This window comes from Lentisalinibacter salinarum (genome assembly GCF_040706555.1).
Taxonomy (GTDB): domain Bacteria; phylum Pseudomonadota; class Gammaproteobacteria; order Steroidobacterales; family Woeseiaceae; genus Lentisalinibacter; species Lentisalinibacter salinarum.
The window spans coordinates 363,090-389,083 of record NZ_JAPDRH010000002.1 but is presented as its reverse complement, the minus strand read 5'-3'; the positions used below and the strand labels follow the sequence as shown (position 1 = coordinate 389,083).

25 protein-coding genes are annotated in these 25,994 nt (G+C 57.0%); 14 read left to right on the top strand and 11 right to left on the bottom strand.

Annotation, left to right across the window (positions count from 1 at the left end):
- Positions 1–15: 15 nt before the first annotated feature.
- The 3 genes from ACJMKZ_RS04845 to ACJMKZ_RS04835 all read right to left on the bottom strand — a co-directional run bounded on the left by ACJMKZ_RS04845 (position 16) and on the right by ACJMKZ_RS04835 (position 2,949).
- Positions 16–882: a phage integrase N-terminal domain-containing protein gene (locus ACJMKZ_RS04845; RefSeq protein WP_405232067.1), complete on the bottom strand. Its 867-nt coding sequence runs from the start codon at positions 880–882 to the stop codon at positions 16–18.
- A 1,013-nt stretch (positions 883–1,895) separates the two neighbouring features.
- Positions 1,896–2,267: a PIN domain-containing protein gene (locus tag ACJMKZ_RS04840; protein ID WP_405232066.1), complete on the bottom strand. Its 372-nt coding sequence runs from the start codon at positions 2,265–2,267 to the stop codon at positions 1,896–1,898.
- Positions 2,268–2,484: 217 nt separating this feature from the next.
- Complete coding sequence (locus ACJMKZ_RS04835) at positions 2,485–2,949, bottom strand: helix-turn-helix domain-containing protein (protein ID WP_405232065.1); 465 nt, start codon at positions 2,947–2,949, stop codon at positions 2,485–2,487.
- Between the two features lie 209 nt (positions 2,950–3,158).
- Here ACJMKZ_RS04835 and ACJMKZ_RS04830 point away from each other — a divergent pair, with 209 nt between their 5' ends.
- Complete coding sequence (locus ACJMKZ_RS04830) at positions 3,159–3,350, top strand: hypothetical protein (RefSeq protein ID WP_405232064.1); 192 nt, start codon at positions 3,159–3,161, stop codon at positions 3,348–3,350.
- A 35-nt stretch (positions 3,351–3,385) separates the two neighbouring features.
- On the opposite strand, the gene ACJMKZ_RS04825 is transcribed toward ACJMKZ_RS04830, so the two are convergent.
- Positions 3,386–4,219 (bottom strand): HEAT repeat domain-containing protein, encoded by an 834-nt coding sequence (locus tag ACJMKZ_RS04825; protein WP_405232063.1) that lies wholly within the window; start codon positions 4,217–4,219, stop codon positions 3,386–3,388.
- 1,755 nt (positions 4,220–5,974) lie between these two features.
- Between ACJMKZ_RS04825 and ACJMKZ_RS04820 the strand changes: the two genes are divergently transcribed.
- The 3 genes from ACJMKZ_RS04820 to ACJMKZ_RS04810 all read left to right on the top strand — a co-directional run bounded on the left by ACJMKZ_RS04820 (position 5,975) and on the right by ACJMKZ_RS04810 (position 7,323).
- Positions 5,975–6,511: a DUF1697 domain-containing protein gene (locus ACJMKZ_RS04820; RefSeq protein WP_405232062.1), complete on the top strand. Its 537-nt coding sequence runs from the start codon at positions 5,975–5,977 to the stop codon at positions 6,509–6,511.
- Positions 6,512–6,734: 223 nt separating this feature from the next.
- On the top strand, positions 6,735–7,049 hold the full coding sequence (locus tag ACJMKZ_RS04815) for a type II toxin-antitoxin system RelE/ParE family toxin (RefSeq protein WP_405230608.1): 315 nt from the start codon (positions 6,735–6,737) through the stop codon (positions 7,047–7,049).
- A complete protein-coding gene (locus ACJMKZ_RS04810) occupies positions 7,042–7,323 on the top strand; it encodes an addiction module antidote protein (RefSeq protein WP_405230606.1) in 282 nt (93 codons plus the stop codon). Before ACJMKZ_RS04815 ends, ACJMKZ_RS04810 begins: the two co-directional genes overlap by 8 nt.
- Positions 7,324–7,543: 220 nt before the next feature.
- Here the strand turns inward: ACJMKZ_RS04810 and ACJMKZ_RS04805 are convergent, their stop codons facing one another.
- Positions 7,544–8,713, bottom strand: coding sequence for a tyrosine-type recombinase/integrase (locus ACJMKZ_RS04805; protein ID WP_405232061.1), 1,170 nt, complete (start codon positions 8,711–8,713; stop codon positions 7,544–7,546).
- A gap of 235 nt (positions 8,714–8,948) precedes the next feature.
- On the bottom strand, positions 8,949–9,815 hold the full coding sequence (locus ACJMKZ_RS04800) for a phage integrase N-terminal domain-containing protein (protein WP_405232060.1): 867 nt from the start codon (positions 9,813–9,815) through the stop codon (positions 8,949–8,951).
- Positions 9,816–10,993: 1,178 nt separating this feature from the next.
- Here ACJMKZ_RS04800 and ACJMKZ_RS04795 point away from each other — a divergent pair.
- From ACJMKZ_RS04795 to ACJMKZ_RS04770, 6 genes are all read left to right on the top strand, one after another.
- Positions 10,994–11,833 (top strand): type IV toxin-antitoxin system AbiEi family antitoxin domain-containing protein, encoded by an 840-nt coding sequence (locus ACJMKZ_RS04795; RefSeq protein ID WP_405232059.1) that lies wholly within the window; start codon positions 10,994–10,996, stop codon positions 11,831–11,833.
- Complete coding sequence (locus ACJMKZ_RS04790) at positions 11,820–12,740, top strand: nucleotidyl transferase AbiEii/AbiGii toxin family protein (RefSeq protein ID WP_405232058.1); 921 nt, start codon at positions 11,820–11,822, stop codon at positions 12,738–12,740. Before ACJMKZ_RS04795 ends, ACJMKZ_RS04790 begins: the two co-directional genes overlap by 14 nt.
- A gap of 155 nt (positions 12,741–12,895) precedes the next feature.
- A complete protein-coding gene (locus tag ACJMKZ_RS04785) occupies positions 12,896–15,607 on the top strand; it encodes a type I restriction-modification system subunit M (protein ID WP_405232057.1) in 2,712 nt (903 codons plus the stop codon).
- On the top strand, positions 15,607–16,791 hold the full coding sequence (locus ACJMKZ_RS04780) for a restriction endonuclease subunit S (RefSeq protein ID WP_405232056.1): 1,185 nt from the start codon (positions 15,607–15,609) through the stop codon (positions 16,789–16,791). The genes ACJMKZ_RS04785 and ACJMKZ_RS04780 overlap by 1 nt, the downstream gene beginning before the upstream one ends.
- Positions 16,788–19,838 carry a type I restriction endonuclease subunit R gene (locus tag ACJMKZ_RS04775; protein WP_405232055.1) on the top strand — a complete coding sequence of 1,017 codons (3,051 nt, stop codon included), beginning with the start codon at positions 16,788–16,790 and terminating at the stop codon, positions 19,836–19,838. Before ACJMKZ_RS04780 ends, ACJMKZ_RS04775 begins: the two co-directional genes overlap by 4 nt.
- A gap of 2 nt (positions 19,839–19,840) precedes the next feature.
- On the top strand, positions 19,841–20,545 hold the full coding sequence (locus tag ACJMKZ_RS04770; RefSeq protein WP_405232054.1) for a M48 family metallopeptidase: 705 nt from the start codon (positions 19,841–19,843) through the stop codon (positions 20,543–20,545).
- On the opposite strand, the gene ACJMKZ_RS04765 is transcribed toward ACJMKZ_RS04770, so the two are convergent.
- The 3 genes from ACJMKZ_RS04765 to ACJMKZ_RS04755 form a co-directional block, all read right to left on the bottom strand.
- Positions 20,510–21,418 carry a HesA/MoeB/ThiF family protein gene (locus ACJMKZ_RS04765; protein WP_405232053.1) on the bottom strand — a complete coding sequence of 303 codons (909 nt, stop codon included), beginning with the start codon at positions 21,416–21,418 and terminating at the stop codon, positions 20,510–20,512. The genes ACJMKZ_RS04770 and ACJMKZ_RS04765 overlap by 36 nt on opposite strands.
- On the bottom strand, positions 21,415–21,930 hold the full coding sequence (locus tag ACJMKZ_RS04760; RefSeq protein ID WP_405232052.1) for a hypothetical protein: 516 nt from the start codon (positions 21,928–21,930) through the stop codon (positions 21,415–21,417). The genes ACJMKZ_RS04765 and ACJMKZ_RS04760 overlap by 4 nt, the downstream gene beginning before the upstream one ends.
- Before the next feature lie 406 nt (positions 21,931–22,336).
- Complete coding sequence (locus tag ACJMKZ_RS04755) at positions 22,337–22,585, bottom strand: multiubiquitin domain-containing protein (protein WP_405232051.1); 249 nt, start codon at positions 22,583–22,585, stop codon at positions 22,337–22,339.
- Between the two features lie 99 nt (positions 22,586–22,684).
- Here ACJMKZ_RS04755 and ACJMKZ_RS04750 point away from each other — a divergent pair, with 99 nt between their 5' ends.
- From ACJMKZ_RS04750 to ACJMKZ_RS04740, 3 genes are all read left to right on the top strand, one after another.
- A complete protein-coding gene (locus ACJMKZ_RS04750; protein ID WP_405232050.1) occupies positions 22,685–23,107 on the top strand; it encodes a helix-turn-helix domain-containing protein in 423 nt (140 codons plus the stop codon).
- On the top strand, positions 23,104–23,634 hold the full coding sequence (locus tag ACJMKZ_RS04745) for an ImmA/IrrE family metallo-endopeptidase (protein ID WP_405232049.1): 531 nt from the start codon (positions 23,104–23,106) through the stop codon (positions 23,632–23,634). Before ACJMKZ_RS04750 ends, ACJMKZ_RS04745 begins: the two co-directional genes overlap by 4 nt.
- Positions 23,635–23,732: 98 nt before the next feature.
- Entirely contained in the window at positions 23,733–23,945 is a 213-nt protein-coding gene (locus tag ACJMKZ_RS04740; protein ID WP_405232048.1) for a hypothetical protein, read from the top strand.
- A 49-nt stretch (positions 23,946–23,994) separates the two neighbouring features.
- Here the strand turns inward: ACJMKZ_RS04740 and ACJMKZ_RS04735 are convergent, their stop codons facing one another.
- Both ACJMKZ_RS04735 and ACJMKZ_RS04730 read right to left on the bottom strand, forming a co-directional pair.
- On the bottom strand, positions 23,995–24,186 hold the full coding sequence (locus ACJMKZ_RS04735) for a hypothetical protein (RefSeq protein WP_405232047.1): 192 nt from the start codon (positions 24,184–24,186) through the stop codon (positions 23,995–23,997).
- A gap of 20 nt (positions 24,187–24,206) precedes the next feature.
- Positions 24,207–24,518, bottom strand: a complete 312-nt coding sequence (locus ACJMKZ_RS04730) for a hypothetical protein (protein WP_405232046.1) — start codon at positions 24,516–24,518, stop codon at positions 24,207–24,209.
- Between the two features lie 647 nt (positions 24,519–25,165).
- On the opposite strand from ACJMKZ_RS04730, the gene ACJMKZ_RS04725 reads away from it, so the two are divergent.
- Positions 25,166–25,747 carry a hypothetical protein gene (locus ACJMKZ_RS04725; RefSeq protein WP_405232045.1) on the top strand — a complete coding sequence of 194 codons (582 nt, stop codon included), beginning with the start codon at positions 25,166–25,168 and terminating at the stop codon, positions 25,745–25,747.
- Positions 25,748–25,994: the final 247 nt, after the last annotated feature.

Here is a 25,994-nt window from a genome sequence, read left to right as displayed (position 1 = left end):
TCCTGGCCGGCTGGGTCATCGGCCCAGGTAGCTGTTAGTGATGTTAAGGCGGGTGTGGCCCAGCTCCGCGGTCACGGTGGCGCGGGCCTCTTCATCAATGGCGCGCTCTACCGGGCCCAGGACTTTCCGTGCAGGCCCGCCCGCCACCGGCGCCGGCCAGCCGGTCAGTTCCCGATAGCGGCGCTGGGCGTAGGCATGGCGGAGGCCGTGGAGCTTTTTCAGCTCTGCGGCCTTGGTCTGGCTCTCATAGCAGCGGAGCTGCTGGACATAGTTCCGGTCCGGCGGGATCAGGGCGCCGCCACCCACGAACCGGTGGATCTCCTCGAGCAGGGCTCGCTGGGACTCCCGGATGATCGGTACTGAGCGCTCTCTCCCGCCCTTGGTCCAGCTGGCCTTCAGGCAGATGTGGTCCTGGCGGACGGCATAGCTGGGGCTGAACTTGATGGCTTCCTCACGCCTCAGGCCGAACTCGGCCTGGAGCCGGAGGCTCAGCCTGAGATAGGGGTCTTTGATCCTGGCCAGCTTCCCGGGGTCGAGATCCCGGGCCTTGGAGGTTTTTGCCACGTAGTGGCGCTCCCCGATGCCGTAGGCCCCGTTGTCACGGGCCACGACATTGGCCCGGTTCACCTTCGCAGCCCACCAACGGAGGACGGCGAGGCGGTTCTTGAGCGTTCCGATACCGAGGCCCTGGCCTTTCCACAGAGAGACCAGGGCCTCGACGTGTTTCGGTTTGAGCGAGCGTGGCTGCAGACGGCGATAGCCGAGCACCAGCAGCTGATTGGCCATCTGGCTCAAAAGGCGTTCTCGAATCTCCCGTGTCGCATGGCTCCCGTCCCGGTTGTTCCGGCAGAGGGCTTTCAGCTGGTAGTTCAGGTCCTTCATGGTGCTCGATCTCGTTCGGTTAGTTTTTCTGACCAGCTCGCAGCCCGGTGGGCATACGAGGTCCGAGATAGGCTCGGAGTCGGTCCAGGGACACCAGTCCCAGAGGGATGGCAATTCTTGCCAGTCCCTACGGCCTGAAGCCTCGATCAGGTTCGCCGGTGGCGCTCTGTTGAGGGCTCGGCCGGCGGCTACCAGTGGCCCCGAGGGGCCGAAACGAACGGTGATTCACCTCCTTTTGGCTAATGGATACGAAACAGATCTGTGCCACGGGCACAGGGCTACAAAAATTGCCGGACGCAGGGGTCCTGACGATTTGGAAAAGCTGGCGGGGACGCCAGCGATTTTCTTGAACATGCGGAACCAGGGGCGTTCCGCGAATTTGAAAAGGCCGGGCTATCTGATCCCGGTTTGGATCAAGCAGTCTCGAAGAGACTTCCTGACCCCAGGCAGGCTGACCCCTGCCAGGTGCCGCTTTACCGCAGCGGCTGCGGATCATGCTTGGAAAACTAGACCCCAATTCTCGCGTTGTAAAGCACGCGTCTCGGCTTAAATTTCGACCGGCGCCTTGGTTCGCGACTATTGTTGTCTGGTGCCGTCCCGTCCTGTCTGCTGACTCCTACTACTACTCGAAGGAGCAATTTGTAGAGACGGGTCTTTATCGGTTCGGAAAGCGATCGGAATGCGCAGTCGCCAGCGCGACTGCAGCCTTGGACTCGCATTCCCAGGAGCTTATGAGAGACGGAAAATCGTCTTCTATTCGCGTCCCATTATTCGGGGCGAAAATTTCTGCGTCATTCGCCCGTCATTCGCGGATTCCGGCTGCAATCCGCGCAAATCCGCGGATTCGGCGCCGCGTCACTACAGCGCTTCGCACTGGTAGTGACGCGGCAGACGACGCAACCTACGGTCTGCCAGACGGCGATCCTACCTGCACGAAGACCTCATTCTCGGCTGCTCCCGCCGCGCGGCGGTTCCAGTATTGGATCTTGGCCCAGCCTTTAAACTCGTCGCAGTCACAGACTGGTGGACTCAATCAACTCAGCGGTCTGCGCCATCCCCTCGCGTCGCAGGGCTGCCGCGAGTTGCTGTGGCGGTTTCGGTGGCCTCCGGAATCTCAAGCGCATGCGCTCGATAGCCAGAAGTGCCGTGTCGCGGTGCAGATCGATCGCATCGGCAACGAAGTCGTCCGCGTTTTTCGGCTCGATGCCGTACGGCTCCAGCAGCTCCGCTGGAAAGTCTTTCAGGTTGTCGGTAACGATGACGTCGGCGCGCGTCTTGACGGCGGCTGCCAGGACATGGGCATCTCCGGGGTCCGGCAACGCCAGCAGACCCCGCTGTAGGGCTTCATACTGCTCCACCATCGCATCGTCGAAGGCGCGGGTCATCGCTGCGCAAGCTCGTCCGGCTTGTTCCTTCGCAGCAGGGGACGCCTCTGTCGACGAGCATGCGCGCGATCGCCTGTTCGGTTTCGTCGATCACAAGCTGCGACCACCGCACCCGATAAAGCTCAGCCTCGGCCAGGGACAGGATGAGGTTTCGCTTCAGTGCGCTCGCAAGCACACAGGCATCCACGAACGCGGTAAAGCGGTTCGCGAACACCGATCAAATCAGCTCGGAGTCGATATCCGCGAGTTCCTGCAGGGCCGCTTCCCTCTTGGCATCCCGGGACTTCTTGTAGGCGAACAGATCTTCGGCCCTGATCCGGCGATGCCGGCCAACCCGCTCGAACGGAATCTCTCCCTTCTCGAGCATCCCGACCAGGTAAGGACGCGAGACGTTGAGGAGGTCAGCGGCCTGCTGGGTGGTGAGCCGCTGCTCGACGGGCACGAGGGTGACCGCATCGCCCGACTCGATGTGCTCGAGTAGCGACATCAGTAGATTCGAGAGCGCCGGGGCGAGGATGATCTCGTGGGATTTGCCGGATTCATCGACGATCTTGAGCCGCTGGCCATCCCCCGCTTCCTTGTCCGCCGCAAGAATTCGCCGAAGCTGGTTCGCGGCAGCCCGTTCGCTCTCAGACGGCAGGCGATCGCCGATTTGCTCGGCGTAACTCGATGACATGGTCATGGTGTTCCCTCCTCAAGAGAGGAAACTATACGAAATATTCGAAATAACCGCAATATCCGAAAAATAATCCCGACTACTCGTATTGTCCGCAATGTACCCGTTACCTCGCCTACGATGCCCTGGGACGGAGGATCGAGCGCCGGGTCGGCTCGACGGTGCTCGGCGCCTGGCACTACGACAATCCGGCTGCCGACAAGGGCCTGGGCCTCTTGGACTACGGGGACAGTGGTCCAGGCCTCAACGGCCGCGGCCCCCAGAAGCACTATTACTACTCGAGCGGCGCCACCGGCCGGAAAGACCTCGAACGGGTGATCCACCGCTTCTCTGTGAACGCCAGCACCACCGACTACGAGGTGCGCTACCACACGGACGGCTGCTACGCTGACCGAAAGGCCCATTGATTGACGCATTGCCGTTGTAAGTGGCGAACTCCCACTCAATTCCCATCGGTCACGTAGGTCGCTCTGTTCTTCTCCCACCAACGCGCCAAGTTGGCCAGCGCTTCCGACCGGGCTTCGCCTCTGGCGACTTGCCCGAATTCTCCGATGTAGCCGGTATCAAGGCTCTCGATCATGTCCTCCAGGCGACGAATTGCGTGATCGCGCATCCATTCCTCCGTAGCCGGATTGAGCGCAGACTCAACGAGCACAGGTACAGCGGAAGGATCCTGGGTCTTGCTCAACGCCACGGCCGCCACTGTCCTAACGGACCGGTTTCCATCTCGGATAAGCTCGACCAATCGCTCGTCGTTCTGGAGACTGAAGAGAGGTGCGCCACCTGCCAAGAATCCGAGTGCGTCGATTCGCAATTGCTGGTCGAGTGCGGCATCTGACGCGATAGCCAGTAAAGCATCAGCGCCACTTGCGCCACCGATCGTCCCTATCGCGCCAACAGCGAGCTGTCTGACCTCGGCGTCAGGATCAGCTGTCGCCGTGGCTTGCAGATTAGGAACGGCAGACGTCGCGCGGAGATGGCCGAGGCCCTGCGCCACTGCCCCGCGGATAGACGCGTCAGAGTCCGTCAACAGAGAGGTGAGCAGCCCAACGTGAGCGGGATCGCCTTTCCGTGCCAGGGCGAGGATGGTCAGGCGTCTTGTATCTGCATCGAGGGACGAGGTGGTCGCCAAAGATGCCAACGAACGACTATCGATGGCGATACCCTCCCGTTCGAGTTCTTCCTCTGGGGTAGGGCCCCATTTCGCGGGACCGGCCTGACCTGGGTTTTGAGAGAAAGCGAACAGAAGGGCTGTGCAGACGGACACCAGGCGCATGGCACATTATCTCATTAAGGTGATCCACCAGGAACGCTAGATCCGATCGCCCAGTCGTGTCAAAAAAAATCGAGCGCAATGTCTCCTTTCCGCGGGAAAGCGACCCTAGGCGCGCTCTGAGGTAAGATTCCCGCTTCCGACCCGAAGCGGACTGGGCGTTTTTTGAGAGACCCGATGCCTTCCAGCGATCAATCTGTGAGAAGCGCCGACGATAGCCTAGAGCACGCCCGCAAGAAGATCGATGAAAGGCGGGAGAGAACGGCAAGACGTCGTGAGAAAGCGGGGTCTCCGTTGATCCCCGCTATGGTTGCTGCTTATGTGACCTATCTTTCCTTTCAATTTCTGGAGGAGTATCACGGTTCAGCCGTAGTGATTGGTGCGGTCGTTGGTTGGGCAGTAGGTGCATATTTCCGTCGCAGCACGTAAGGCTTGTCCCCTTCTGGCCGGAAACCGACCATTTCGCTGCTCTGATGTATCATTTCCGGAGTCGACCCGTTTCAGCCGTTGGGCAATGACCGAATCGATTTTGGTTTTCTACATTTTAGCGGTGACCTTGGCCGCTAATTTCGCTCGGAAACGCATCCAGCAAGCAAACCCACCGAAGGCCGCCTACTTGGGATACACTTTGATGATCCTTACGCTCGGCGCTGCTCCACTGATATGGCTTCAACAAACGTCGGTGCAATACTCCGCCCTGACAGTGATTCTTGTCGGTTTATCGATCATCTGGTTCGCGATTCTGGTCAGCCGAATCTACGTTCCAACTTCGGGTCGATAAGTGGCTGCTTGTGGCCGAAAGCGATCCTAGCGGCGCTCTGAGGTATGATTTCCGGAGTCGACCCATAGCGACCCTTCGACAACATCATGCAAGAGACAATTTCGTTGGTGGTTTGTGGCGTGTTAATTGCGGGCGAGCGCTTGACGCCAGGGGCGGTCGGTCTCCTCAATGGTTACGCGACGAAGGGCTGAAGATTCCTCCGCCACGCATAAGCCTTCGGCACTTGGCAAAGGACCCACCATATTGCAGCGTTCTATTTCGTTACTTCGAACGGACGTTGATTCCCAGCTAGATTGAGAAGGTGACAAGCAAGTACGGTACCTGGCAGAGATTGCGGCGTAGCCTTGAGTATCGCGGTGAAACCTATGATGAGGATCAATGGGCCGGTACGCGCGCCGTTGTTGACGGAATCCGGATTACTGGTGTCGAGGCCTACGCGACAAATAGATCACTCATCCTTCGAGCCGTGTTAAGACCGTGGTACCGGCGGATCAGCATTCCGTGGGACAAAATGCAACAGATTGAGGTTCGCGCATCTCCTCTAACGCGACATGGTGTGACGGCGAAAGCTCGGGCGTGTCTGACCGCCCGAATTATTTTGATTGATAGCTTATTGACATTGTATTTGCCGTGGATCTCGGAATTCGACAATTATGTCCCCACGAGTGTCGGGCTTGTTCGGCGGCCTGAGAAATACTGGCTCACGTAATGCGTCAGGATGACGGAAAGTCGATCGCGATACGGCACATCTGGTTTCGTTTGGCGCTGATAGCGCCTAGGTTTCGTTTGTTGATGGCGGGGGACGTCTCCTTTTAGCCGATTCCCGACTGTTCGAAGTGAGATATCCACGATCGGAATTGGTCCGCTTCTACCCTCATAGCGGACCATCTGGCTATCAGGTGCGACTTCGCGACTTACTTCGGCTTTCGGCCAAAAGCCGACAATCAGGTGAGTGCCACTCGTTGTACGGTAGTTCGGTGAAGACGTGGATCGCGTTGTTGCGGGGCATAAACGTTGGCGGACGAAACAGGCTGCCAATGGCGAGCCTGTCGAAGTTGTTCACTCAGGCTGGATGCGCGCGGGTGAGGACATATATCCAAAGCGGCAATGTCGTTTTCAAGGCCGATATTAGTTCCAGGACAAGTTTTGCGGAATCCATCGGTCACGCCATTGAGCAGGAACACGGCTTTCGCCCTGCAATTGTCTTGCTTACCCGTGATTCACTTCGTTCCGCGATTGCGGCCAACCCGTATCCCGAAACCGAACCGAAATCGCTACATATCTTTTTTCTCGAGAGCATTCCAGAGAAGGCACAAGTCCAAGATGCGAAAGCGCTTCTTGCGGACTCCGAGTCGATCCAGGTGGTTGGGCGGCATTTGTTCCTGCGTGCGCCGGACGGTATCGGACGATCCAGATTCGTCAAAGGTGTCGAGAAGACGCTAGGCATGCGCGCGACAGCACGCAACTGGAAGACCGTCTCCAAATTGGTCGAATTGGCTAATGATGACGATTGACCGCTTCGGGTCGAATCCAGAACCTAGCAACTTTCTCCCGATACCGCTACAGAATGACCGATCGCTCCGCGAAAGCGGACGCTCTATTCTGCGAATCGGTGATTGCAGACATCGCAGCCTCTCCTGGTCCGAGGAAGGGCTATTTATACGCTGGAACAGACATCGGCGCGGTGGGCCGAGTCACTTCCAACGTTGATTAGCGGTATCCAAACGGATACACTTCATGCACAAATACCAGCTGCAACAGACAGAGACCTTTGCGAAGTGGCTCGCACGGCTGCGGGATCGGACGGCGAAAGCTCGAATTCTGTCGAGGCTCGAATCCGCACGCCTGGGCAATCTCGGAGACTGCAAGGCTGTCGGTAGCGGGATAAGAGAGCTGCGTATCCACGCCGGACCTGGCTATCGAGTCTACTTCGTCCAGCGGCAGGAGATCGTAATCCTGCTTCTATGTGGCGGCTCCAAGTCGAGCCAGAGCAGAGACATCGACCGGGCAAAGCGCCTGGTCAATGAAATAGAGGATCAAGGTGATGGTTAAGGTAACGGAGTTCGATGCGAGCGCCTTCCTGGACGACGACGAGGTGATCGCGGAGTATCTGACGGCGGCTCTCGAAGACGAGAATCCGGACGTCTTCCTCGCAGCGGTGGGGAATGTGGCGAAGGCGCGCGGGATGACGGCGATCGCGGAGAGCACGGGTCTGGGTCGCGAGAGCCTCTACAAGGCGATGACGCCCGGAGCCAAACCTCGCTACGATACCGTGCTGAAAGTGCTCCACAGTCTGGGTGTGAAGCTCACGGTTTCGGCGGCCTGAGGCGGTTCGGGCTCGAACGTATTTGCGAACTCCAGGTTGTTGGCCTTTGCGGGAAATTTGCGTGTTTCGGTCCTGATCAGTGCTGCAAAGTACTGCAATTTGGCAACGGAACGTCCCACGAATTGCTTGCTAAATTAACTACTTAGAACTTCGCTTTCTAACTACGAACCAGGCGGTCGGGAGTTCGAATCTCTCCGGGCGCGCCAACTAAATCAAAGGGTTAGCCGACTTTTCCGGTTAGCCCTTTTTTCTTTTCCGACACTTTTCCGACAGTCTCGCCGGTCCTTCGGCCGATCAGCATCAGATTGGGCGTCTCCCGCCTGCCGCGACGCACGATGGACTCGGCGGCATCGATCAGCTCTTCGAGCTCCGCTGCCGAGTAGTGCGTCGTGATGTCGCCGTTCGCGTGGCCCAGCAGTGCCTTGCGGGTCTCCAGCGGGACCCCGGCGCTCCGAAGCCGGCGTCCGAACGTATGACGTAGGTTGTGGACGCCTTTCAGGATGCCTTTCTCTGTCGGGAGGCCCGCCTGGCGCCAGCACCGCTTCCAGGCGGTGTTGTTGATCTTGCCGAAAGGCTTGCCCCGGAACGTAAACACGTATTCCTTGTGCAGTCCCCGCCGGCCCTCAAGCACCCGTTTCGCGATGCTGTTCAGGACAACCACCCGCTCCGTGCTGGTCTTGGTCGCCGATCCCGGCAGCACGAAGACCGATCGCTCCGTGTCCGGCCAGTCGACCTCCCAGTCCCATCGCAGCCCGCAGACTTCCTGCTCCCGGCAGCCGGTGTTCATGGCGAACAGCGCCGCATCGGCGATATGCCTCGGCAGGATCTTCATCAGACGATCCTGCTCGGCCCAGGACAGCGGATAGGCCCTCGCCTGCTGGCCCTTCACGGACAACCGGCTGATCAGCGCCGGCGCCTGCTGCAGCCAGGGCTCGCCGTCCGGGCCGCGCCACACGCGGGCCGCACGGTTCAGCACGGTCGAGACCACCCCCAGGGCGTTGTTGATCGACTTCGGCGACAGACCCCGCTCGCGCTGCCGGTCGACGAAGGGACGGAGCGTCCCGTCGTGGACCTGAGCGACCGGGAGATCGCCGATGTAGGGGAACAGCTGGTCCAGGTGCATGGCGAAGGTATCGGCAGAAGGCTTGTGGGCAATCTCCTCGAGATAGTGCAGTGCACATTCCTCGAAGGTGTAGACCGCGGCCTCGTGTCGGTTGGCTTTTTCCTCCAGTTCCGCCAGTCGGCGGATCAGAACCTGCTCTGCCTCAGCGCGTGAAGTAGTGCCCGTGCTTTCGCGGAGCCACCTTCCAGGGGCGTATCGGCAGCGCTTTTCGATGTGCCAGGTGCCGCCCTTCTGGCGGAGCCCCGGCATGCGGTTGCGTTTCGACATGTGTCGTCCTCCGGTATCGAGGCCTTCGGACGACGCCCGTTGCGGGACTTATAGTCCTCCACCCAGGTATCCAGTTCAAGGCGGTCGAAGGCGATGCCCTGGCGGCCGATGGGGATCTCGGTGAGGCCGGGGCGGACTTCGGTGTTGAAGCGGTTTCGGTCCATGCCGAGGTAGGCAGGCGCGTCCCGGAAGCGGACCAGGCGGGGCAGCAGTGCGGATATTCGGGCCGACTTGGTCATCGGCCCAGGTAGGTGTTGGTGATGTCGAGGCGGCCGTGGCCTAGTTCTGCAGTCACAGTGGCGCGGGCCTCTTCATCAATGGCCCGCTGTTCCGGGCTCAGAGCCTTCCGTGCGGGCCCGCCCGCCACCGGCGCCGGCCAGCCGGTGAGTTCCCGATAGCGGCGCTGGGCATAGGTATGCCGGAGCCCATGCAGCTTCTTCAGCTCTGCTGCCTTAGTCTGGCGCTCGTAGCAGCGCAGCTGCTCGACGTAGTTCCGGCCCGGCGGGATCAGGGCGCCACCGCCCACGAACCGGTGGATCTCCTCGAGCAGGGCTCTCTGGGACTCCCGTGTGATCGGTACTGACCGTTCTCTCCCGCCCTTGGTCCAGCTGGCCTTCAGGCGGATGTGGTCCTGGCGGACGGCATAGCTGGGGGTGAACTTGATGGCTTCCTCACGCCGGAGGCCGAACTCGGCCTGGAGCCGGAGGCTCAGCCGGAGATAGGGGTCTTTGATCCGCGCCAGCTTCCTGGGGTCCAGATCCTGAGCCTTGGAGATCTGGGCTTCATACTGGCGTTCACCAATACCGTAGGCACCGTTGTCCCGGGCCACCACATTGGCCCGGTTCACCTTGGCGGCCCACCAGCGGAGGACTGCGAGGCGGTTCTTCACGGTACCAATGGTGCGGCCCTGGTCTTTCCAGAGAGAGACCAGGGCCTCGACGTGTTTCGGTTTGAGCGAGCGTGGCTGGAGACGGCGGTAGCCGAGTTCCAGCAGCTGATTGGCCATCTGGCTCAAAAGGCGTTCTCGAATCTCCCGTGTCGCATGGCTCCCGTCCCGGTTGTTCCGGCAGAGGGCTTTCAGCTGGTAGTTCAGGTCCTTCATGGTGCTAGATCTCGTTCGGTTAGTTTTTCTGACCAGCTCGCAGCCCGGTGGGCCTACGAGGTCCGAGAAAATCTCGGAGTCGGTCCAGGGACACCAGTCCCAAAGGGACACGAAGTCCCTACGGCCTGAAGCCTCGATCAGGTTCGCCGGTGGCCCTCTGTTGAGGGCTCGGCCGGCGGCTACCAGTGGCCCCGAGGGGCCAGTACGAACGGTGATTCACCTCCTTTTGGCTAATGGATACGAGAACGGATCTGCGCCTGAAGCACTGGGCTAGAAAAATTGCCGGACGCAGAGGTCCTGACGATTTGGAAAAGCTGGCGGGGACGCCAGCGATTTTTCATGAACATGCGGAACCAGGGGCGTTCCGCGAATTTGAAAAGGCCGGGCTATCTGATCCCGGTTTGGATCAAGCAGTCTCGAAGAGACTCCCTGACCCCAGACAGGCTAACCCCTGCCAGGTGCCGCTTTACCGCAGCGGCTGCGGATCATGCTTGGAAAACTAGACCCGATTTCTCGGCTTGTAAAGCCTGCGTCTCGGCTTCAATTGCCACGCTCTACAGGGTTCCCGTCCATTGTTGTCTGGTGCCGTCCCATCGTGTCTCCTGACTCCTACTACTACTCGACCGAGCAATTGGTAGAGACGGGTCTTTATCGGTTCGGAAAGGGATCGGAATGCGCAGTGGCCAGTGGTGTTGCAGCCTCTGACTCGCATTCCCGGAAGCTCTTGAGAGACGGGAAATCGCCTATTATTTACGCCCCATTATTCGCGGCGAAAATTTCTGCATCACTCGCCCGTCATTCGTGGATTTTGGCTGCAGTCCGCGCAAATCCGCGGATTCGGCGCCGCGTCACTACAGCGCTTCGCGCAGGTAGTGACGCGGCGGAGTGCATATCCCTACGTCGGACCAGATGACTTCCGCCGCTTGAATCCTGGTCAACCGTTTCCTCACGGTACTGGCTCAGCCGCTCCGTGAGGACGCAGAGTTTGAAGCTGATATTGGTAACTTTCTTTCGTAGTCGGCCATTCTCTCATTCAGTCTTTTTCGCTGTATGGCGAGTTTGTGGCAAGAATTCAAACTGCCAGAGTTTACTTTTCCTCGCATTTTTTCACTTTAAGTGAACTTTTGAGAAGATTTTTAAACTAGGCGCCGGTTTGGGAATCTGCTAATTTATTCACTATGAGTGAGCAAAAGTACAAAAAGATAAACCAGCTTGAGAAGGACCTGCCGGAGGGTCTGCTGGTTGATGCTGCCTGGATGGAGCGAAACGGCTATTACGGCTCACTCCGTAGCCGGTACCTCAATGCCGACTGGCTTGAGCAGCCGGCGCGCGGCGTCTACCGGCGGCGGCGCGGTTCCCTGAGCTGGGAGCAGGTCGTCATATCGCTTCAGACGCTGATGCAGTTTCCAGTCTCTGTCGGCGGTCGCACGGCGCTGGAGACGCAGGGCTACGCCCACTATCTCTCGCACCGGCAACAGACAATCCATCTCTATGCCGATCAAAAACTGCCCGGATGGCTCGGCAAGCTTCCGGTCGAGCAGAAATTCAAATCTCACAACCGGACGCGTTTCTTGCCGCCGATACCGGACTATACCGACCAGCTCGATCTCTCACCGGATCGATCTGACGCGGTCGAGAAGACATTGCCTGGCGCCTTGCGACTAACGCCATGGGGCACATGGAAGTGGCCGCTCGTGATGTCCACACCCGAGCGCGCCTTCCTTGAGCTTCTGGACGAGCTTCCCAAAAACGAGACCTTTGATCACGCTGATGCGCTCATGGAAGGGCTTTCTTCGCTGAGCCCCCGTCGGCTACAGAAGCTGCTCGAGGAGGCAAGCAGCATCAAGGTCAAGCGCCTCTTCTTCTTCTTCGCCGATCGCCATCGGCACCGCTGGCTTAGCCATCTGGATAAGAGTGCGATCGATCTCGGCAAAGGCAAACGTATGCTCGTCAAGGGTGGCAAGCTCGATCCTGTCTACAACATCACGGTCCCGGAGGCCCTCCATGGCCTTCAGTGATGTTTATCGCCGCCAGGTTGAGCTTCTTGTGCGGACACCCCCGCACGTTGCCGAAGAAGATTGCTTTGCACTAAAAGGCGGCACGGCGATCAACCTCTTCTATCGTGACCTGCCGCGACTTTCCGTCGATATCGACCTTACCTACTTGCCGCTTGCGGATCGCAAGGAATCGCTCGCTGACATTGATGCGGCCCTAAAGCGCATCGCGCAGCGTATAGAGGCTGCTGAAGATCGCGTGGCTGTCACGAGGTCCGCGCCGGCTACTCAGGACACAATCAGCAAGCTCGTTATTCGCACCCGGGATCGTGTGCAGATCAAGATTGAAGTCACTCCGGTCCTACGCGGATCTCTGTACGAGCCGAAGCTGATGGCTGTGTCGCCGCAGACGGAAGACGCCTTTGGCTTCGCGGAGATGAGTGTGCTCCCGTTTCCGGATCTCTTTGCCGGCAAGATTCTGGCGGCTCTGGACCGTCAGCATCCCCGAGATCTGTTTGACGTCCATCAGCTGCTCGATAACGAGGGAATCACGGATGCGCTCCGGACGGCCGTCATTGTCTACATGATCAGTCACGACAGGACCCCGCAACGGCTTCTCCGGTTGCCGTGCCGTGATATTCAGCATGACTATGACAACAACTTCACGGGGATGACCGCCGAAGATCCTCCGCTGGACCGGCTTATTGCGGCGCATGAGGCGCTTGTCACCCAGCTGCTTGAAGGTATGCCGCCCGCCCACCGGCAGTTCGTTATCTCTTTCTTCCGCGGCGAGCCCGACTGGGCTTTGATAGGCGAGGAGGGCGTTGAGGATCTGCCGGCCGTTCGCTGGCGACAGATTAACCTTGAGCGCGCCGGCCGCGATACTCGGTCGGAGATCGTCAGCGAGCTCGAGGATTTGCTGGGGGTGTGAGGGCTGATCGAGGCAGAGTCCATTTGTCCTCATGGTCTCCGCTTTGCTATACGAGAGTATGGCCAATGACCGCACTCCGCACAGTCTTGAGGAGGCGCAACTTGGCTAAGACAATGCTCAATTCGAATAATGCGGATAGGGACATAGACGGGTAAATGGCAACCAAGAAATCTGAGATCTACCGGTCCTTGTGGGCGAGCTGCGACGCGCTCCGTGGCGGCATGGATGCGAGCATGTACAAGGACTATGTGCTCTCGCTGCTCTTCATCAAATATATCAGCGACAAATACGCCGGAGAGGCCTATGCCCCCATCACTGTTCCGGAAGGGGCCAGCTTCGCCGACATGGTCGCGCTCAAGGGCAAATCCGATATTGGCGATCAGATCAATAAGAAGGTTGTCGCCCCGCTTGCCGCATCCAACCAGCAGCTCTCACAAGCAGATTTTCCGGACTTTAATGATTCGGTGAAGCTCGGTGACGGTAAGGAGAAAGTCGACCGTCTCACCAATCTGATTGCTGTCTTTGAAAGCCCCTCGCTCGATTTCAGGAGCAACCGCGCGGACGGGGACGACATTCTCGGCGATGCCTACGAGTACCTCATGCGGCACTTCGCTACCGAGAGCGGCAAGAGCAAGGGTCAGTTCTACACGCCCGCCGAGGTCAGTCGCGTTATGGCGCAGCTTCTCGGGATTAAGGTTGCAAGCACGAGTTCGCAGACGACCGTCTATGACCCGACCTGCGGCTCCGGATCGCTCCTGCTAAAGGTCGGGGATCAGGCCGGCACCAACGTCACGCTATACGGGCAGGAGAAAGATGCGGCGACGAGTGGTTTGGCGCGGATGAACATGATCCTGCACGACTATCCTACAGCGGAGATCCGCCAGGGTAACTCGCTGGCTGACCCAAAATTTCTTGATGGCGAGAGCCTGAAGACCTTCGATTACGTTGTCGCTAATCCTCCCTTTAGTGATAAGCGCTGGACGACGGGTCTCGATCCGGAGAATGATCCCCACGACCGCTTCCGGGGCTATGGCGTTCCGCCAGTCAAACAGGGTGACTACGCATATTTACTGCATATCGTGCGCTCGCTTAAGTCTGCAGGAAAAGGCGCCTGCATTTTGCCACATGGGGTCCTGTTTCGAGGTCATGCAGAAGCCGATATCCGCCGTTCGCTTGTCCGCAAGGGGTATATCCGTGCGATCATCGGTTTACCGGCAAACCTTTTCTATGGCACGGGCATCCCGGCCTGCATTGTTGTTATCGACAAAGAAAACGCCCAGGCGCGCAAGGGCATTTTCATGGTCGATGCCAGTCACGGATTCATGAAGGATGGCCCAAAAAACCGACTGCGCTCGCAGGATATGCACCGGATCGTCGATACCTTTTGGAAGGGGAACGACATTCCCGGTTACGCCCGTATGGTGGCGCTTTCGGAGATTGAGAAGAACGAGTTCAATCTCAATCTTCCAAGATATATTGATAGCCAGGAAGAGGAAGACCGCCAGGACATCGAGGGGCACCTGCGCGGCGGTATCCCGGAGGCGGACATCAACGCCCTGCAGCCCTACTGGGCCGTCTATCCGACGATGAAGCAGGACCTGGTCGGTGAATGCCGGCCGGGTTATTTTGAGCTAAAGGTCGAAAAGTCCGAAGTCGGTTCAACGATATTCAAGCATGGTGAGTTTGTCGCCTTCCGTGAGGAGATGCGCACGCACTACGATGAGTGGCGGGCGCGTACAGCATCTTACCTCAAGGGCCTAGATGCGGGCTGCGATCCAACGCAGGTGGTCTTCGATATCTCTGAAGATCTGCTGGCTCACTACACCGATAAGCCGTTGGTCGACAAATATGACATCTATCAGCACCTGATGGATTACTGGGCAGAGACGATGCAGGACGATTGCCACCTCATCGCTGCCGAGGGATGGAAGGCCGAAATTTATCGTATCATCGAGAAAGCCAAGAACGGAAAGGAGAAAGATAAGGGTTGGACCTGCGATCTCATTCCTAAGGAGTACATCGTTGCCCGCTTCTTTGCAGAGGAGCAAGAGGAGATCGAACGGCTCGCCGCTGAACTCGAGGCCGCTGAGGCAGAGAAGCTGGAGATCGAAGAAGAGCACGGTAGCGATGAAGGGGCCCTCGCCGGCGTCGGGAACAAGGGTGAAGCCGAGGCGGCATGGAACGACGTGCTCGACCTCGTTTGGCAGCACGAGGAGCCTGATACCTATCGCCAGGTCGATAGCCTGTCCCGCCAGATTCAGAGCGCAATTGGCGCTATCGCTGAGTTATCCGAGCGTGATGCGTTGCAGGCGTGTGAAAACGCGAAAGGAAACATCACGCAGGCCAATGTTAAATCCGCTTTGAAAAGCACCGATTCCGCGCAAGAAATTGAGGAGTTGACCCGCTATTTGGGTCAGGTGAAGGCGCTGAACGCGGATAGGAAAATTCTCAAGAATTTGCGAGAAAAAGCTTCTGAATTGATTCAGTCAAAAATGCAAGAGGATGTAGAGAGTCCGCAGTACGAGGACTTGCGGATTATTGAGAAGTATCTTGAATTGTTGGCCCAAGAGTCGGCTTTGAAGAGCGGGCTAAAACGTGCCGAGCGAGAGCTTGATGATGCGGTATACAACAAGTGCCCGGAGCTCACAGTCGATGAGGTTAAAACACTCGTCGTAGATGATAAGTGGCTAGAGGCTGTCGGCACGACGATCGAAGAAGAGATGGATCGAATCAGTCATTCGCTGTCCGAGCGCGTTATTTTGCTTGCAAAGCGCTACGGCTTGCCTCTGCCTGAGATAGTCGCGCGCGTTGCCAATCTCGAGACGACGGTCAATCAGCATCTTGAGCGGATGGGGTTCGCGTGGTGATGGACTTGGCACTCACGGCCCATCAGGAAATGCAAGCACAAGAAAGGCTCGACCGGTTCAAAGATTCCGAAGCCGGTCCTATTCCTGACGATTGGGAAGCAGTATATGTTGAAGACATTGCCTCCATAACAACCGGCAGTCGAAACACTCAGGACCGGGTTGCAGGAGGGACTTATCCCTTTTATGTGCGATCTCAAAATGTTGAGAGGATCAACAGTTATTCGTTTGATACAGAAGCTGTCTTAACAGCGGGGGATGGTGTCGGAACTGGCAAGATTTTCCACTATATCGACGGCAAATTCGATGTTCACCAGCGCGTGTATGTGATGTCGGATTTTTCGGACAGAATTTCCGGATACTTTTTTTATCTCGTTTTCGCTTCGAAATTCTATGACCGGATAATGCAGATGACCGCCAAGTCGTCTGTAGACTCAGTTCGTCGTGACATGGTCGCACGCATGGCCATTCCCTTGCCGCCCGTTCGGGAGCAAGTTGGTATTGTTGAAGCTCTAATGGACGCCGATAGCTTAATCGTCGCACTTGAAAAACTCATCGAGAAGAAACGCCTCATCAGACAGGGCGCGATGCAGGAACTGCTTTCCGGTCGGTGTCGAGTTCCAGGCTTCAAAGGCGAGTGGCAGGAAAAAACGATAAAGCAAATAGCAGACTGTCTCGACAATCTTCGCGAGCCACTTAGCGGTTCGCAGCGTATGACAATGCGCGGGCCTTATCCATATTGTGGAGCAAATGGTGTTCTTGACTACATCGACTCATATGCGATTGAAGATGACGTAATTCTGATCGCGGAGGACGGTGGGCATTTCGATGAATATGATACGCGCCCAATCGCATACAGGATGTCCGGGCGATTTTGGGTTAATAACCACGCGCACATTCTGAAAGCCAGAGAAGGATACTCTCAGGACTTCTTGTTCTATTCACTTGTTCACAAAGATATCCGACCGTTTTTGGCGAGTGGGACCCGAGCCAAGCTCAATAAGTCTGAAATGTACAAGATCACAGTGCGACTGCCTTCCGATGAACGGGAGCAGGACGCGATCGCCGAGATCTTGGCGCATATGGATTCTGAGCTTGATGTCCTGGAAGCACGTCTTGAGAAAGGCAGGCAAATTAGAGAAGGGATGATGCAGGAGTTGCTCACGGGGAGAGTGCGACTGGTATGAGTGATGTCCGGAAGGCAGAAAAGGTGACACAGCGCCGGGTGATCCAGCTCTTCCGGGACCAGCTCGACTATAAATTCTATGGCGATTGGAGCGATCGTGCTGATAACAGCAACATCGAAGAGCGGTATCTGACGCAATGGCTTGAACGGCGGGGCTACAGCCCCGAACAACTCAGCGCGACCCTCTATCAGCTGCGCAGTGCAGCGACCAATTCAAGCCGCAATCTCTATGCGAACAATCAGGCAGTCTATGGGCTGCTTCGGTATGGCGTGTCCGTCAAGGTCGAGGCCGGCAAGCCATCAGAGACCGTGCATCTGATCGACTGGAACAAGCCCTTCGAAAACGATTTTGCGATTGCCGAGGAAGTGACGCTCAAAGGCGGGCATGAGCGGCGGCCGGATCTCGTGCTTTACGTCAATGGCATCGCGATTGGCGTAATCGAGCTGAAGAATAGCCGGGTCAGTATCGGTGATGGAATTCGGCAAAACCTGTCCAATCAGCGGGCGGAGTTTAATGCCTGGTTTTTCGCGACTGCGCAGATTCTGTTTGCGGGCAATGACACCGAGGGGCTCCAGTACGGCACGATCGGCACGCCTGAGAAATACTGGCTGAAATGGAAGGAAGACGAAACCGAGGACGAGGGCTACAAGCTCGATAAGTACCTCACCAAGATGTGCCGCAAAGAGCGCCTGATCGAGCTGATGCGTGATTTTGTTCTCTTCGATGCGGGTATTAAGAAATTGCCGCGCGTGCATCAATATTTTGGGACAAAGGCGGCGCAGGAGCATGTGAAGCGGCGCGAGGGCGGGATTATCTGGCATACCCAGGGCTCGGGCAAAAGTATCGTCATGGTCCTTCTGGCCAAATGGATACTGGAGAACAACCCTAGCGCGCGGGTCGCCATTGTGACCGATCGCGATGAGCTGGATAAACAGATCGAAGGCGTATTCAGTGGTGCGGGTGAGCCGATTGAGCGCGCTAGTAGCGGTCGGGATCTGATCGCCAAATTAGGCGAAGCCAAACCGCGTCTCCTCAGCTCCTTGATTCACAAGTTCGGCAAGCGGGAGGTCGAGGATTTTGATGCATGGATCACGGACATGGAAGGCCAGCCCAGCCCCACAGTTGGCGAGGTCTTCGTCTTTGTCGATGAGTGTCACCGGACTCAGAGCGGAAAGCTGCATCGCGCCATGAATGCGCTGATGCCCGAGGCTGTCTTCATCGGCTTCACTGGAACGCCGCTTCTCAAGAAAGACAAGAAGACCAGTCTTGAGGTTTTCGGGCACTACATCCACACCTACAAGTTCAGCGAGGCAGTTGAGGATGCCGTTATCCTTGATCTTGTCTATGAGGCCCGGGATATTGATCAGCGCCTTGGAGCGGAGGAGAAGATCGAAGCCTGGTTCGATGCCAAGACCAAGGGCCTGAATGACTGGCAGAAGGACGAGCTCCGAAAAAGATGGGGCACGATGCAGAGCGTTCTTAGTTCGCGTTCACGGATGAACCGGCTTGTCAGTGATATTCTCTTTGACTTCAGCGTTAAACCCCGGTTATCGAGTGATCGGGGCAATGCGATCCTGGTCGCCTCCAGCATCTTTGAGGCTTGCCGATATTTTGATCTGTTCGGAAAGACGCCGCTTAAAGGGAAGTGCGGGCTAGTCACTTCCTATAACCCTTCGACGCAGGACGTGACCCGGGAAGAAATCGGAGCGAACTCTGAAACGGACAGGCAATATATTTATAACACCTATACGGAGCTGCTAAAGGACGTCATGCCGCGCCCGGGCAAATCCAGGACCGAGACCTACGAAGACGAGGTGAAAGACCTCTTTACCAAGCAGCCGGCCAATATGAAGCTGCTCGTCGTCGTCGATAAGCTGCTCACCGGATTCGATGCCCCACCTTGTACCTATCTCTATATCGATAAGTCCATGCAGGATCATGGGCTCTTCCAGGCCATATGCCGAACGAACCGGCTCGATGGGGAAGATAAGGAATTCGGTTTTATCGTTGATTACAAGGATCTGTTCAAGAAGGTCGAGAACGCCATCGCCGTTTATTCCTCCGAACTTGACCAGAGCGCACCAGGGTCCGATCCGGACGTACTCCTGCAGGACCGGCTAACCAAGGGCAGGGAGCGCCTTGATGATGCCCTAGAAGCGCTGGAGCTACTGTGCGAGCCGGTAGAGCCGCCAAAGAACGAGCTCGATTACATCCACTATTTCTGCGGCAATACCGAGATCCCGTCAGACCTCGAGGAGCGTGAGCCTCAAAGAGCCATGCTTTATAAGTCTGTGGCGGGCTTCGTGCGCGCCTATGCGAATATTGCCGACGAGATCGATCAGCTCGAATACACCGAGAGCGAAATCGCAGGGATCAAAGAGCGTCTGGAGCATTATCTCGCCATCCGAGAAATCATTCGTCATGCGAGCGGCGAGTCGCTTGACCTGAAGGCCTATGAAGCGGATATGCGCCATCTGATCGATAACTATATCGAGGCAGAGGAGGCGCGGCAAATCTCGCCGTTTGATGATGTGAGCCTAGTCGACCTGATCGTGAAGACCGGTATTGCCGATGCCATCACCGAGAAGCTCGGCAGCCTCAGTCGTAACAAGGAAGCGATCGCGGAGACCATCGAGAATAATGTACGCAGCAAGATCATTAAAGAACACCTGAATGATCCGGCTTTCTACGACCGAATGTCAGACTTGCTTGATGAGATTATCAGGAGCCGGCGCGAAAAGGCCCTTGCCTATGAGCAATATCTCAACCAGATCGCAGATCTGGTAAAGCGCATTGATAGTGGCGGCACGGAGGATATGCCAGAGCGGTTGGATACACCCGCAAAACGCTCCCTTTACAACAACCTCGATCAGGACGAGGAGTTCGCCCTCCGTCTGGATCGAGTGGTCCGGGAATCCCGGCCGGACGGATGGCGGGGTGTTGAGCCTAAAGAGCGGGTCATAAAGCAGGCGCTCTACAAGGAGCTCGGCGACAAAGATGAAGTCGAGCGCCTATTCGTTATTATCAAAGCTCAGGCGGAGTATTGAAGATGACGCGGCTGCAACTGGGCGACACCTCGGTAGACGTGGTATTCAAGGACATCAGGAATGTTCACCTTAGTGTGCACCCGCCGTCGGGCGAGGTCCGGATTTCGGCGCCGCTGAACACAGATCTTGATGCGTTGCGGCTCTTCGCAATTTCCAAGCTCGGTTGGATCAAGCGGCACCAGAAGCGACAACTGGGTCAGGCGAGAGAAGAGCCGCGAGAGTACATAGAGCGCGAAAGTCATTATTTATGGGGCCGGCGCTATTTGCTGCGTTTATGGGAAAGCAGCCGCGCGGCTGTAGAGGTTGGGCACAGGCATATTGACCTCTTTGTGCAGCCGGCGGCGAGCACAGAAAAGCGCCGGGAGGTGCTTGAAAGCTACTATCGCAGTGAGCTACGCGATAAAGCGTCAAAGTTCATTCAGAAATGGGAGAAGCAGCTCGGGGTGAATGCCTCGAAGTTCTTTGTCCAGAAAATGAAGACAAAATGGGGCAGCAGTAATCCGGCCGCCCGCAATATCCGCCTGAATCTGGAGCTTGCGAAGAAGGATATCGACTGCCTTGACTATATCGTCCTGCATGAACTGACTCATTTTATCGAGCCCACGCACTCAGACGCTTTCATGAGGATATTGGATAGCAACATGCCGAATTGGCGGCATGTGAAGAAGCACTTAAACGACTTGCCCCTCTGTCAGATTGGATCTTGATCTCTCGTTCACTAGGTGCGGAATTCTTAGATATCGTTCGACTTCCGCTGCCTCTCGAATGCCCCTTATGCCTTTGCAGTAAGGGCAATCAGGCTTCGGCGTGTCTTGTCTCTTTGTTGCTACGGATAGGTGCGCTCGATAGTTTATGAATCGGGCGGGGGCCCGCTGGCCGGTGACCGCAACCATAAATTCGGTTGCGGCGAGCGATGCGACCACGCCGTTTATTGGTGAGACGGACGGCCCTTTATCGTCCAGGGCCTCTCTGTTGACACCGTAGATCGCGTCGATCGCATCACGTTCGGATTGCGAGGATAGGTATCGATGGACGGCATCAGAGTCTATTTCGCCTAAGCAATAGAGGCATCCTTGCCCGCCAAGTGAGATGCATACCCGGCCGCCATATTCCCCGGGTGCGGGAACATCGGTGGCAACATCGATATAGGGCTTCGTATAGGCTGAACTGAGCTCGTTCAAGATAAATCGCGGCCCGTCATGATCAAAACAACCGAACACCCAGTGCGCGCTTTTTACTGCATCGAAAGCTTTACTGCTAACCAGTCCATCGGAAATTTTAGTTACGCCGACTTGTGGATTTATTTCCGCAATCAATCGCGCAGCGAGCATAGCCTTTCGGCTACCTGGAACAGGATCTTTATCTCGCGCGCCAATAAACCGATTTCGGTTAGATTCGTCCAGTTCTTCCGGCTCGATTACGTACACGTGCCCAACACCGAGCAGCGCGAGATGCTGAGCAATGGCGCTGCCGACACCGCCTACACCAACAAGAGCAACCTTTGTTTTCTGAAGCTTCTGCTGCCCTTCCGTCCCGAAAAAGCGAATTTGACGATCGTATCGCGTCTCTGTGCCGCTCATTTCCACCCCCTAAGCGATCGATTGGTCGGCGACAGTATTCGCTGGCCCACCCGCAGCTGGTCCAGGCGCTCCGGTATGCGGGGGTCGTCAATCCACACGAGCGCGTCAAAGTCACTCTCTGTGACGACCAGCGCAATGTACGGCCGCTTATTCAGACGCCAAAACATATGTGGCACAGTCTCCCGCAGGCCATGCCGGTCGGAAGCGGAAAATTCAGCCGGCCACGGTCCCAAATGTGAGTGAACCTCTATCAAGGATGCTCCGAGGTCGTGGGCCCGCTTGATCAAGCTGGCCCGAGTACCGTCCTGCATCTCAATGTAGTAGCCGTGCTGGGCAACAAAATCATCGCGGCCGAGATTCTGTGCTCCGATCACTCGAATCCTAATCTCAGTTGCCGTCTTCTGGCAGGTGGCAAAGAGAAATGCTGCCTGCTCTTCATTCGAGTCGCCCGGGACTAAATGGGCCATCAAGCGATCGTAGTCTTTCTCGCCTATTTCCAGCGCTTTCTTCATGCCCCCTCCCGCAGCCGTGATCCGAAACTCCGCGCCCATGAGACGAGATTTGATCCCTTACCTGGGTCGTCTGTGGGTTGCCACCCCGAGGCCGGCTGCCATGAGAAATGTAGCCATTCGCCCTTGAATGGCACGGTTTGGGGCGGATTGCCCGTATTACCCGGGGCTTTGCCGTTGAATGTCACCCCCTGCGGCGTGAGGAAACCGTATGGTGCTCCCCCGGGATAATCGGCCTTAATCAGAAAGGCCAAAGGGATTGTCGTAGCTTGTTCGCCATTCAATAACCATCCGTCAGGCAGTCCATATTTCGAGATTCGGAACCAGTCCTCCCCGCCGGCGTCAGCGTGGTCAACCGTGCCAAACGCGCTTCGAAGAAGTTTAAGTTCCTGCTCGAGTCGGGGCCTCATTATCCGCGCTTCCACTTATGCTTTTTACCAAAGCCTTTACCAGGTTTCAGTTCGACCACTTCACCAGGGGAAAGCGTGCGCTCATTGTTGTCCTTGTCCACCTCGATCACGCCTTGGGATACATCCCAACCACCGACTTCAGCAATTTGCTCTGTCGTGATAGTCGGCTCGTCCCATTGATATTCCGCACCCTCTATATTCAGAAAGTACTTGGGTCCGTGGTTCTGCTCAGCAACCGCTTTTTCCATCGCAAATTCCCTCCCTAATCGGGTTTGATATATGCCAGTGACCAGTCAGTCCCTGGCGACACAATTCCTTTATGTCACGATTCGAAGAAAAAGTCAACGGTGCAAACTAAGATACGTTTCAAATACCAACAGTTTAAGATATTGACATCCTATCTGTTTGTTCCTATAGTCATTTTCATGAAACGTTGGGAGCAGGATTCGATATACAGGGCCTTCGGAAATTTGGTGCGCTTACATCGGAAACGCACGCCGGGGATGACCCAACAGAAGCTTGGTGACCTTGTCGGTCTATCCCGAACATCCATCACAAATATTGAGAAGGGGCGGCAGCACGTCTCGTTGCACCAGCTTCTTGGCCTCGCGGAAGCTCTCAGAATTTCACCTTACGCACTTCTTCCAAGTCCCCCTCAGGGCCAAGCGGATTCCTGGCTGGCCGATAAATTGCCGCCTGGCACTGATCCCGAAATCACAGAATGGGCTGACAAAATTGTGAGCCGAAGAACAGAAATGGAGAGCAAATGAGACGAGCACGAACCGCTGAAACACTCAGAGAGATTGCCAACCAAATCCTTGAAGAGTGTGAGATCGAAGAGCCGCCTGTCCCAGTCGACCGGATCGCCCGACAACTGGGGGCGGAACTTCGATTCTCGCCTTTCGATGGTGAGTTAGCGGGTATGCTCGTGCGAGGAACTGATCACGATACCGTGATTGGCGTTAATTCGCTGCACCATGTTAATCGTCAGCGATTTACGATCGCTCATGAGTGCGGACATCTGCTCCTCCACAAGGGCGATGTACACATCGACCGCTCGTTCCGGGTAAATCGGCGGGATGCGGTGTCCTCACAGGCCATCGATCCTGACGAGATTGAAGCTAACCGTTTCGCGGCAGAGCTTCTCATGCCTTACGAGATGATCACTGCGGATCTTGTCGACTTTGACATTGATATCGAGGACGAGGAGGCGCTCAAAGAGCTGGCAGCCCGATACCAGGTGAGTGTGCAAGCGATGACCCATCGCATTACAAATCTTTTAAAGAATCTGTTCTGACCCGCGCCGGTTATCCACAACAGAGAAGGCGCAGACTGCCGTAAACCACATTTACATCCCTACAGAGTTTTTATAGATTCGTGTCAGGGGAGACTTTTATGCAATTAGAGCTTACTGCCAACGGTGATGGACAACGTACCATCTCGCCCTATCGCGAGCTTGGTGCGTACAAAGCACCTTGGCAGGAAGCGAAGGCGACGTTTAAATCGATCGCCGAGAAGTTCGCCGAGCGCCCCGGTGCAATCCCGTCAGACTTTGTGCCCGACTCGGAAGCCGAACGCGCAGCAGAGTCGGTCTACCGGCGACCTTGAGACGGGCCGCGCGGGCCTGTGTCTCTGATCTTGTATTGCGCTTGCTTCCTCACGTCAGCGCCCCTGAAAGATCCTGCCATTCCGAGCCGGGGCCGTGAGCATCGCCTTCGGCCTCCGATTCCATCGTCGTGAGCACGATGTGCATCGCGCGAAGGCGCTGCACGATCTTCTTTTCCTTCTCCTGGTCAAAGATCGGCATCAGGAATTGCGGCTCGTGAAAATACCCGAGCGCGAGCAGCATGCTTTTCTGGTAGTAGGGCTTCAGGTGGATGGTGCGCCCGTTCGCCCCGGCACCCGGATCTTGTGCTCATGCTCACGCGCCTCGGTCTTCGCCTTCGGGTGCTCGTGCAGCCCGAACCCGCGGATATGCGCGGGATCAAAGCGCCGCGCGCGGATCGCGCCAAGTGCTCGGACCTGCCTCCGGCCATAGCGGATCGTGAGCTGGCGGTGCAGCAGCTGTTCCCAGATCCGCCGCAGGACTGGCACCGCGATGAGCGGGCCAAACAGCGCGGCGATCCAGACCAGCGGATCATTGCTGCCCGCCTGGGCAGCCAGATCCAGGCTGGCGAACATCAGCGGAATTGCCGAAACCGCGCCGAGAAAGCCTGCGAGCTTCGCCCGCCACGGCGTGAGCGCGAGGATCGTGACACCGAAACCGAGCCTCCGCCTTGCGGGCGCGGTAGGCGCGAGTCTGGGGAAGCCCTTAAACTCCCGCTGTCCATTTCTCACAGCACAACCCCCTCGAATTCTGCCCCAGCGGCGGTAGACCAGCGCTCCCACGCGCTATGGAGATTGCCGATCTGGGCATCAGCCAGCCCCCCGGAGGCAGACAGGCCGATCCCGAAGATCGTCACCCCGCAGCCATCCAGCACCTTTGCGCGGGCGCCGGCACGCCCGTCCGACCGGCGATGAGCGCCTTTTCACTCAGCGAAGGCGTGGATTCGATGCCGTCTGTGAGTTCATCAAAGGCTGCGGGCTTACAAAAGCGCTGAATGGCGCTTCTGGTAAGCGAACCACGATCCGGGAGAAAAATCAGCTAAGCGAGGAGTTTGTTAAGACCGCGCAAGGCAAGGAAAAGCTAACAGAGAAAGAGGAGAGGACGTTAGCACCTGTCAGGCGCTTGCGGAAGCGCGGGGCCCGAAAACGCCGGCGAGGCGACCGCGGTCGGGACCGGGAGCGGTAACCTTACCCGTCTCCTCGGCGAAAAGATGGGGCTCATCATGGCGAAGAAGAAGGCGCGGCGGAAAAAGCGACGGATGCCGGAGACCGTGCATGAGTTCCCGGCAGTCCGTATCACAGGGTATGAATCGGATATCTCGGCCGAGATCTCGCATGAGGTTTACAGCCCGGAGACGGCATTCGATCTTGATGTAGAGAACCCGCTCTATGATTTCAGTACCAGGCTGGAGCTGCAGGGAATCGGGACGTATCCGGCGGAGCGGAAGGGGCACCGCTATGAGATCACGCTCCTCGGTAGCGATGATCCGGGCCATGGGCTAGATAGGAAGCTGCGGGATGTGCAGGAGCGGGAAGACGAATTCCGCGCCCCGAAGTATCACACCTACCGAGGCCGTAAAATTCCGGTATTCAGGGAAGTGAAGGGCATGACAATTCTACGCAAGGTACGCGGCGAGAATGCCTGGGACGGATATTTTTTTGTGCCGCGGGTGCTTGCGCGGGATGCGCTCATTCTGCTGCAGTCCGGGAGGCAGGTGTATGTCGGGATGCATGAAGTAAAGATCGGTCGTGACCGATGGATACGGAGCATCAACCTGCAGACCACCGACCCGGCGGAGTCGTAATTTAAATCGGATGGTTCTCGCGCAGGACTATGTCGATACGTCCTTGAGCCAAGTGCTAATGTCTTCTACTTACGCCGTCCGATCATTGTCGCATAGGGTCTCAAACCTGTACCCACCTGCCGTGCAGATCAGTAGCCGACATTGTGGATAAGGTGTGCCGACCTCTCAACAGAAGCAACTGATCCTGCTACATATTGACTGGTTACGGAAGGGTAAAAGACCCATGGAGGTTCACCTCTGGCAAGGT

Coding starts and splice junctions, on each gene's coding strand:
- ACJMKZ_RS04765 (WP_405232053.1), bottom strand. CDS start 21,418: ATGAGCGGCACAGAGACGCGATACGATCGTCAAATTCGCTTTTTCGGG.
- ACJMKZ_RS04755 (WP_405232051.1), bottom strand. CDS start 22,585: ATGGAAAAAGCGGTTGCTGAGCAGAACCACGGACCCAAGTACTTTCTG.
- ACJMKZ_RS04785 (WP_405232057.1), top strand. CDS start 12,896: ATGGCAACCAAGAAATCTGAGATCTACCGGTCCTTGTGGGCGAGCTGC.
- ACJMKZ_RS04780 (WP_405232056.1), top strand. CDS start 15,607: ATGGACTTGGCACTCACGGCCCATCAGGAAATGCAAGCACAAGAAAGG.
- ACJMKZ_RS04810 (WP_405230606.1), top strand. CDS start 7,042: ATGGTTAAGGTAACGGAGTTCGATGCGAGCGCCTTCCTGGACGACGAC.
- ACJMKZ_RS04730 (WP_405232046.1), bottom strand. CDS start 24,518: ATGTTCGCCAGCCTGGATCTGGCTGCCCAGGCGGGCAGCAATGATCCG.
- ACJMKZ_RS04745 (WP_405232049.1), top strand. CDS start 23,104: ATGAGACGAGCACGAACCGCTGAAACACTCAGAGAGATTGCCAACCAA.
- ACJMKZ_RS04845 (WP_405232067.1), bottom strand. CDS start 882: ATGAAGGACCTGAACTACCAGCTGAAAGCCCTCTGCCGGAACAACCGG.
- ACJMKZ_RS04775 (WP_405232055.1), top strand. CDS start 16,788: ATGAGTGATGTCCGGAAGGCAGAAAAGGTGACACAGCGCCGGGTGATC.
- ACJMKZ_RS04795 (WP_405232059.1), top strand. CDS start 10,994: ATGAGTGAGCAAAAGTACAAAAAGATAAACCAGCTTGAGAAGGACCTG.
- ACJMKZ_RS04790 (WP_405232058.1), top strand. CDS start 11,820: ATGGCCTTCAGTGATGTTTATCGCCGCCAGGTTGAGCTTCTTGTGCGG.
- ACJMKZ_RS04840 (WP_405232066.1), bottom strand. CDS start 2,267: ATGACCCGCGCCTTCGACGATGCGATGGTGGAGCAGTATGAAGCCCTA.
- ACJMKZ_RS04815 (WP_405230608.1), top strand. CDS start 6,735: ATGCACAAATACCAGCTGCAACAGACAGAGACCTTTGCGAAGTGGCTC.
- ACJMKZ_RS04760 (WP_405232052.1), bottom strand. CDS start 21,930: ATGAAGAAAGCGCTGGAAATAGGCGAGAAAGACTACGATCGCTTGATG.
- ACJMKZ_RS04825 (WP_405232063.1), bottom strand. CDS start 4,219: ATGCGCCTGGTGTCCGTCTGCACAGCCCTTCTGTTCGCTTTCTCTCAA.
- ACJMKZ_RS04805 (WP_405232061.1), bottom strand. CDS start 8,713: ATGTCGAAACGCAACCGCATGCCGGGGCTCCGCCAGAAGGGCGGCACC.
- ACJMKZ_RS04725 (WP_405232045.1), top strand. CDS start 25,166: ATGGCGAAGAAGAAGGCGCGGCGGAAAAAGCGACGGATGCCGGAGACC.
- ACJMKZ_RS04835 (WP_405232065.1), bottom strand. CDS start 2,949: ATGACCATGTCATCGAGTTACGCCGAGCAAATCGGCGATCGCCTGCCG.
- ACJMKZ_RS04770 (WP_405232054.1), top strand. CDS start 19,841: ATGACGCGGCTGCAACTGGGCGACACCTCGGTAGACGTGGTATTCAAG.
- ACJMKZ_RS04800 (WP_405232060.1), bottom strand. CDS start 9,815: ATGAAGGACCTGAACTACCAGCTGAAAGCCCTCTGCCGGAACAACCGG.
- ACJMKZ_RS04735 (WP_405232047.1), bottom strand. CDS start 24,186: ATGCTGCTCGCGCTCGGGTATTTTCACGAGCCGCAATTCCTGATGCCG.
- ACJMKZ_RS04740 (WP_405232048.1), top strand. CDS start 23,733: ATGCAATTAGAGCTTACTGCCAACGGTGATGGACAACGTACCATCTCG.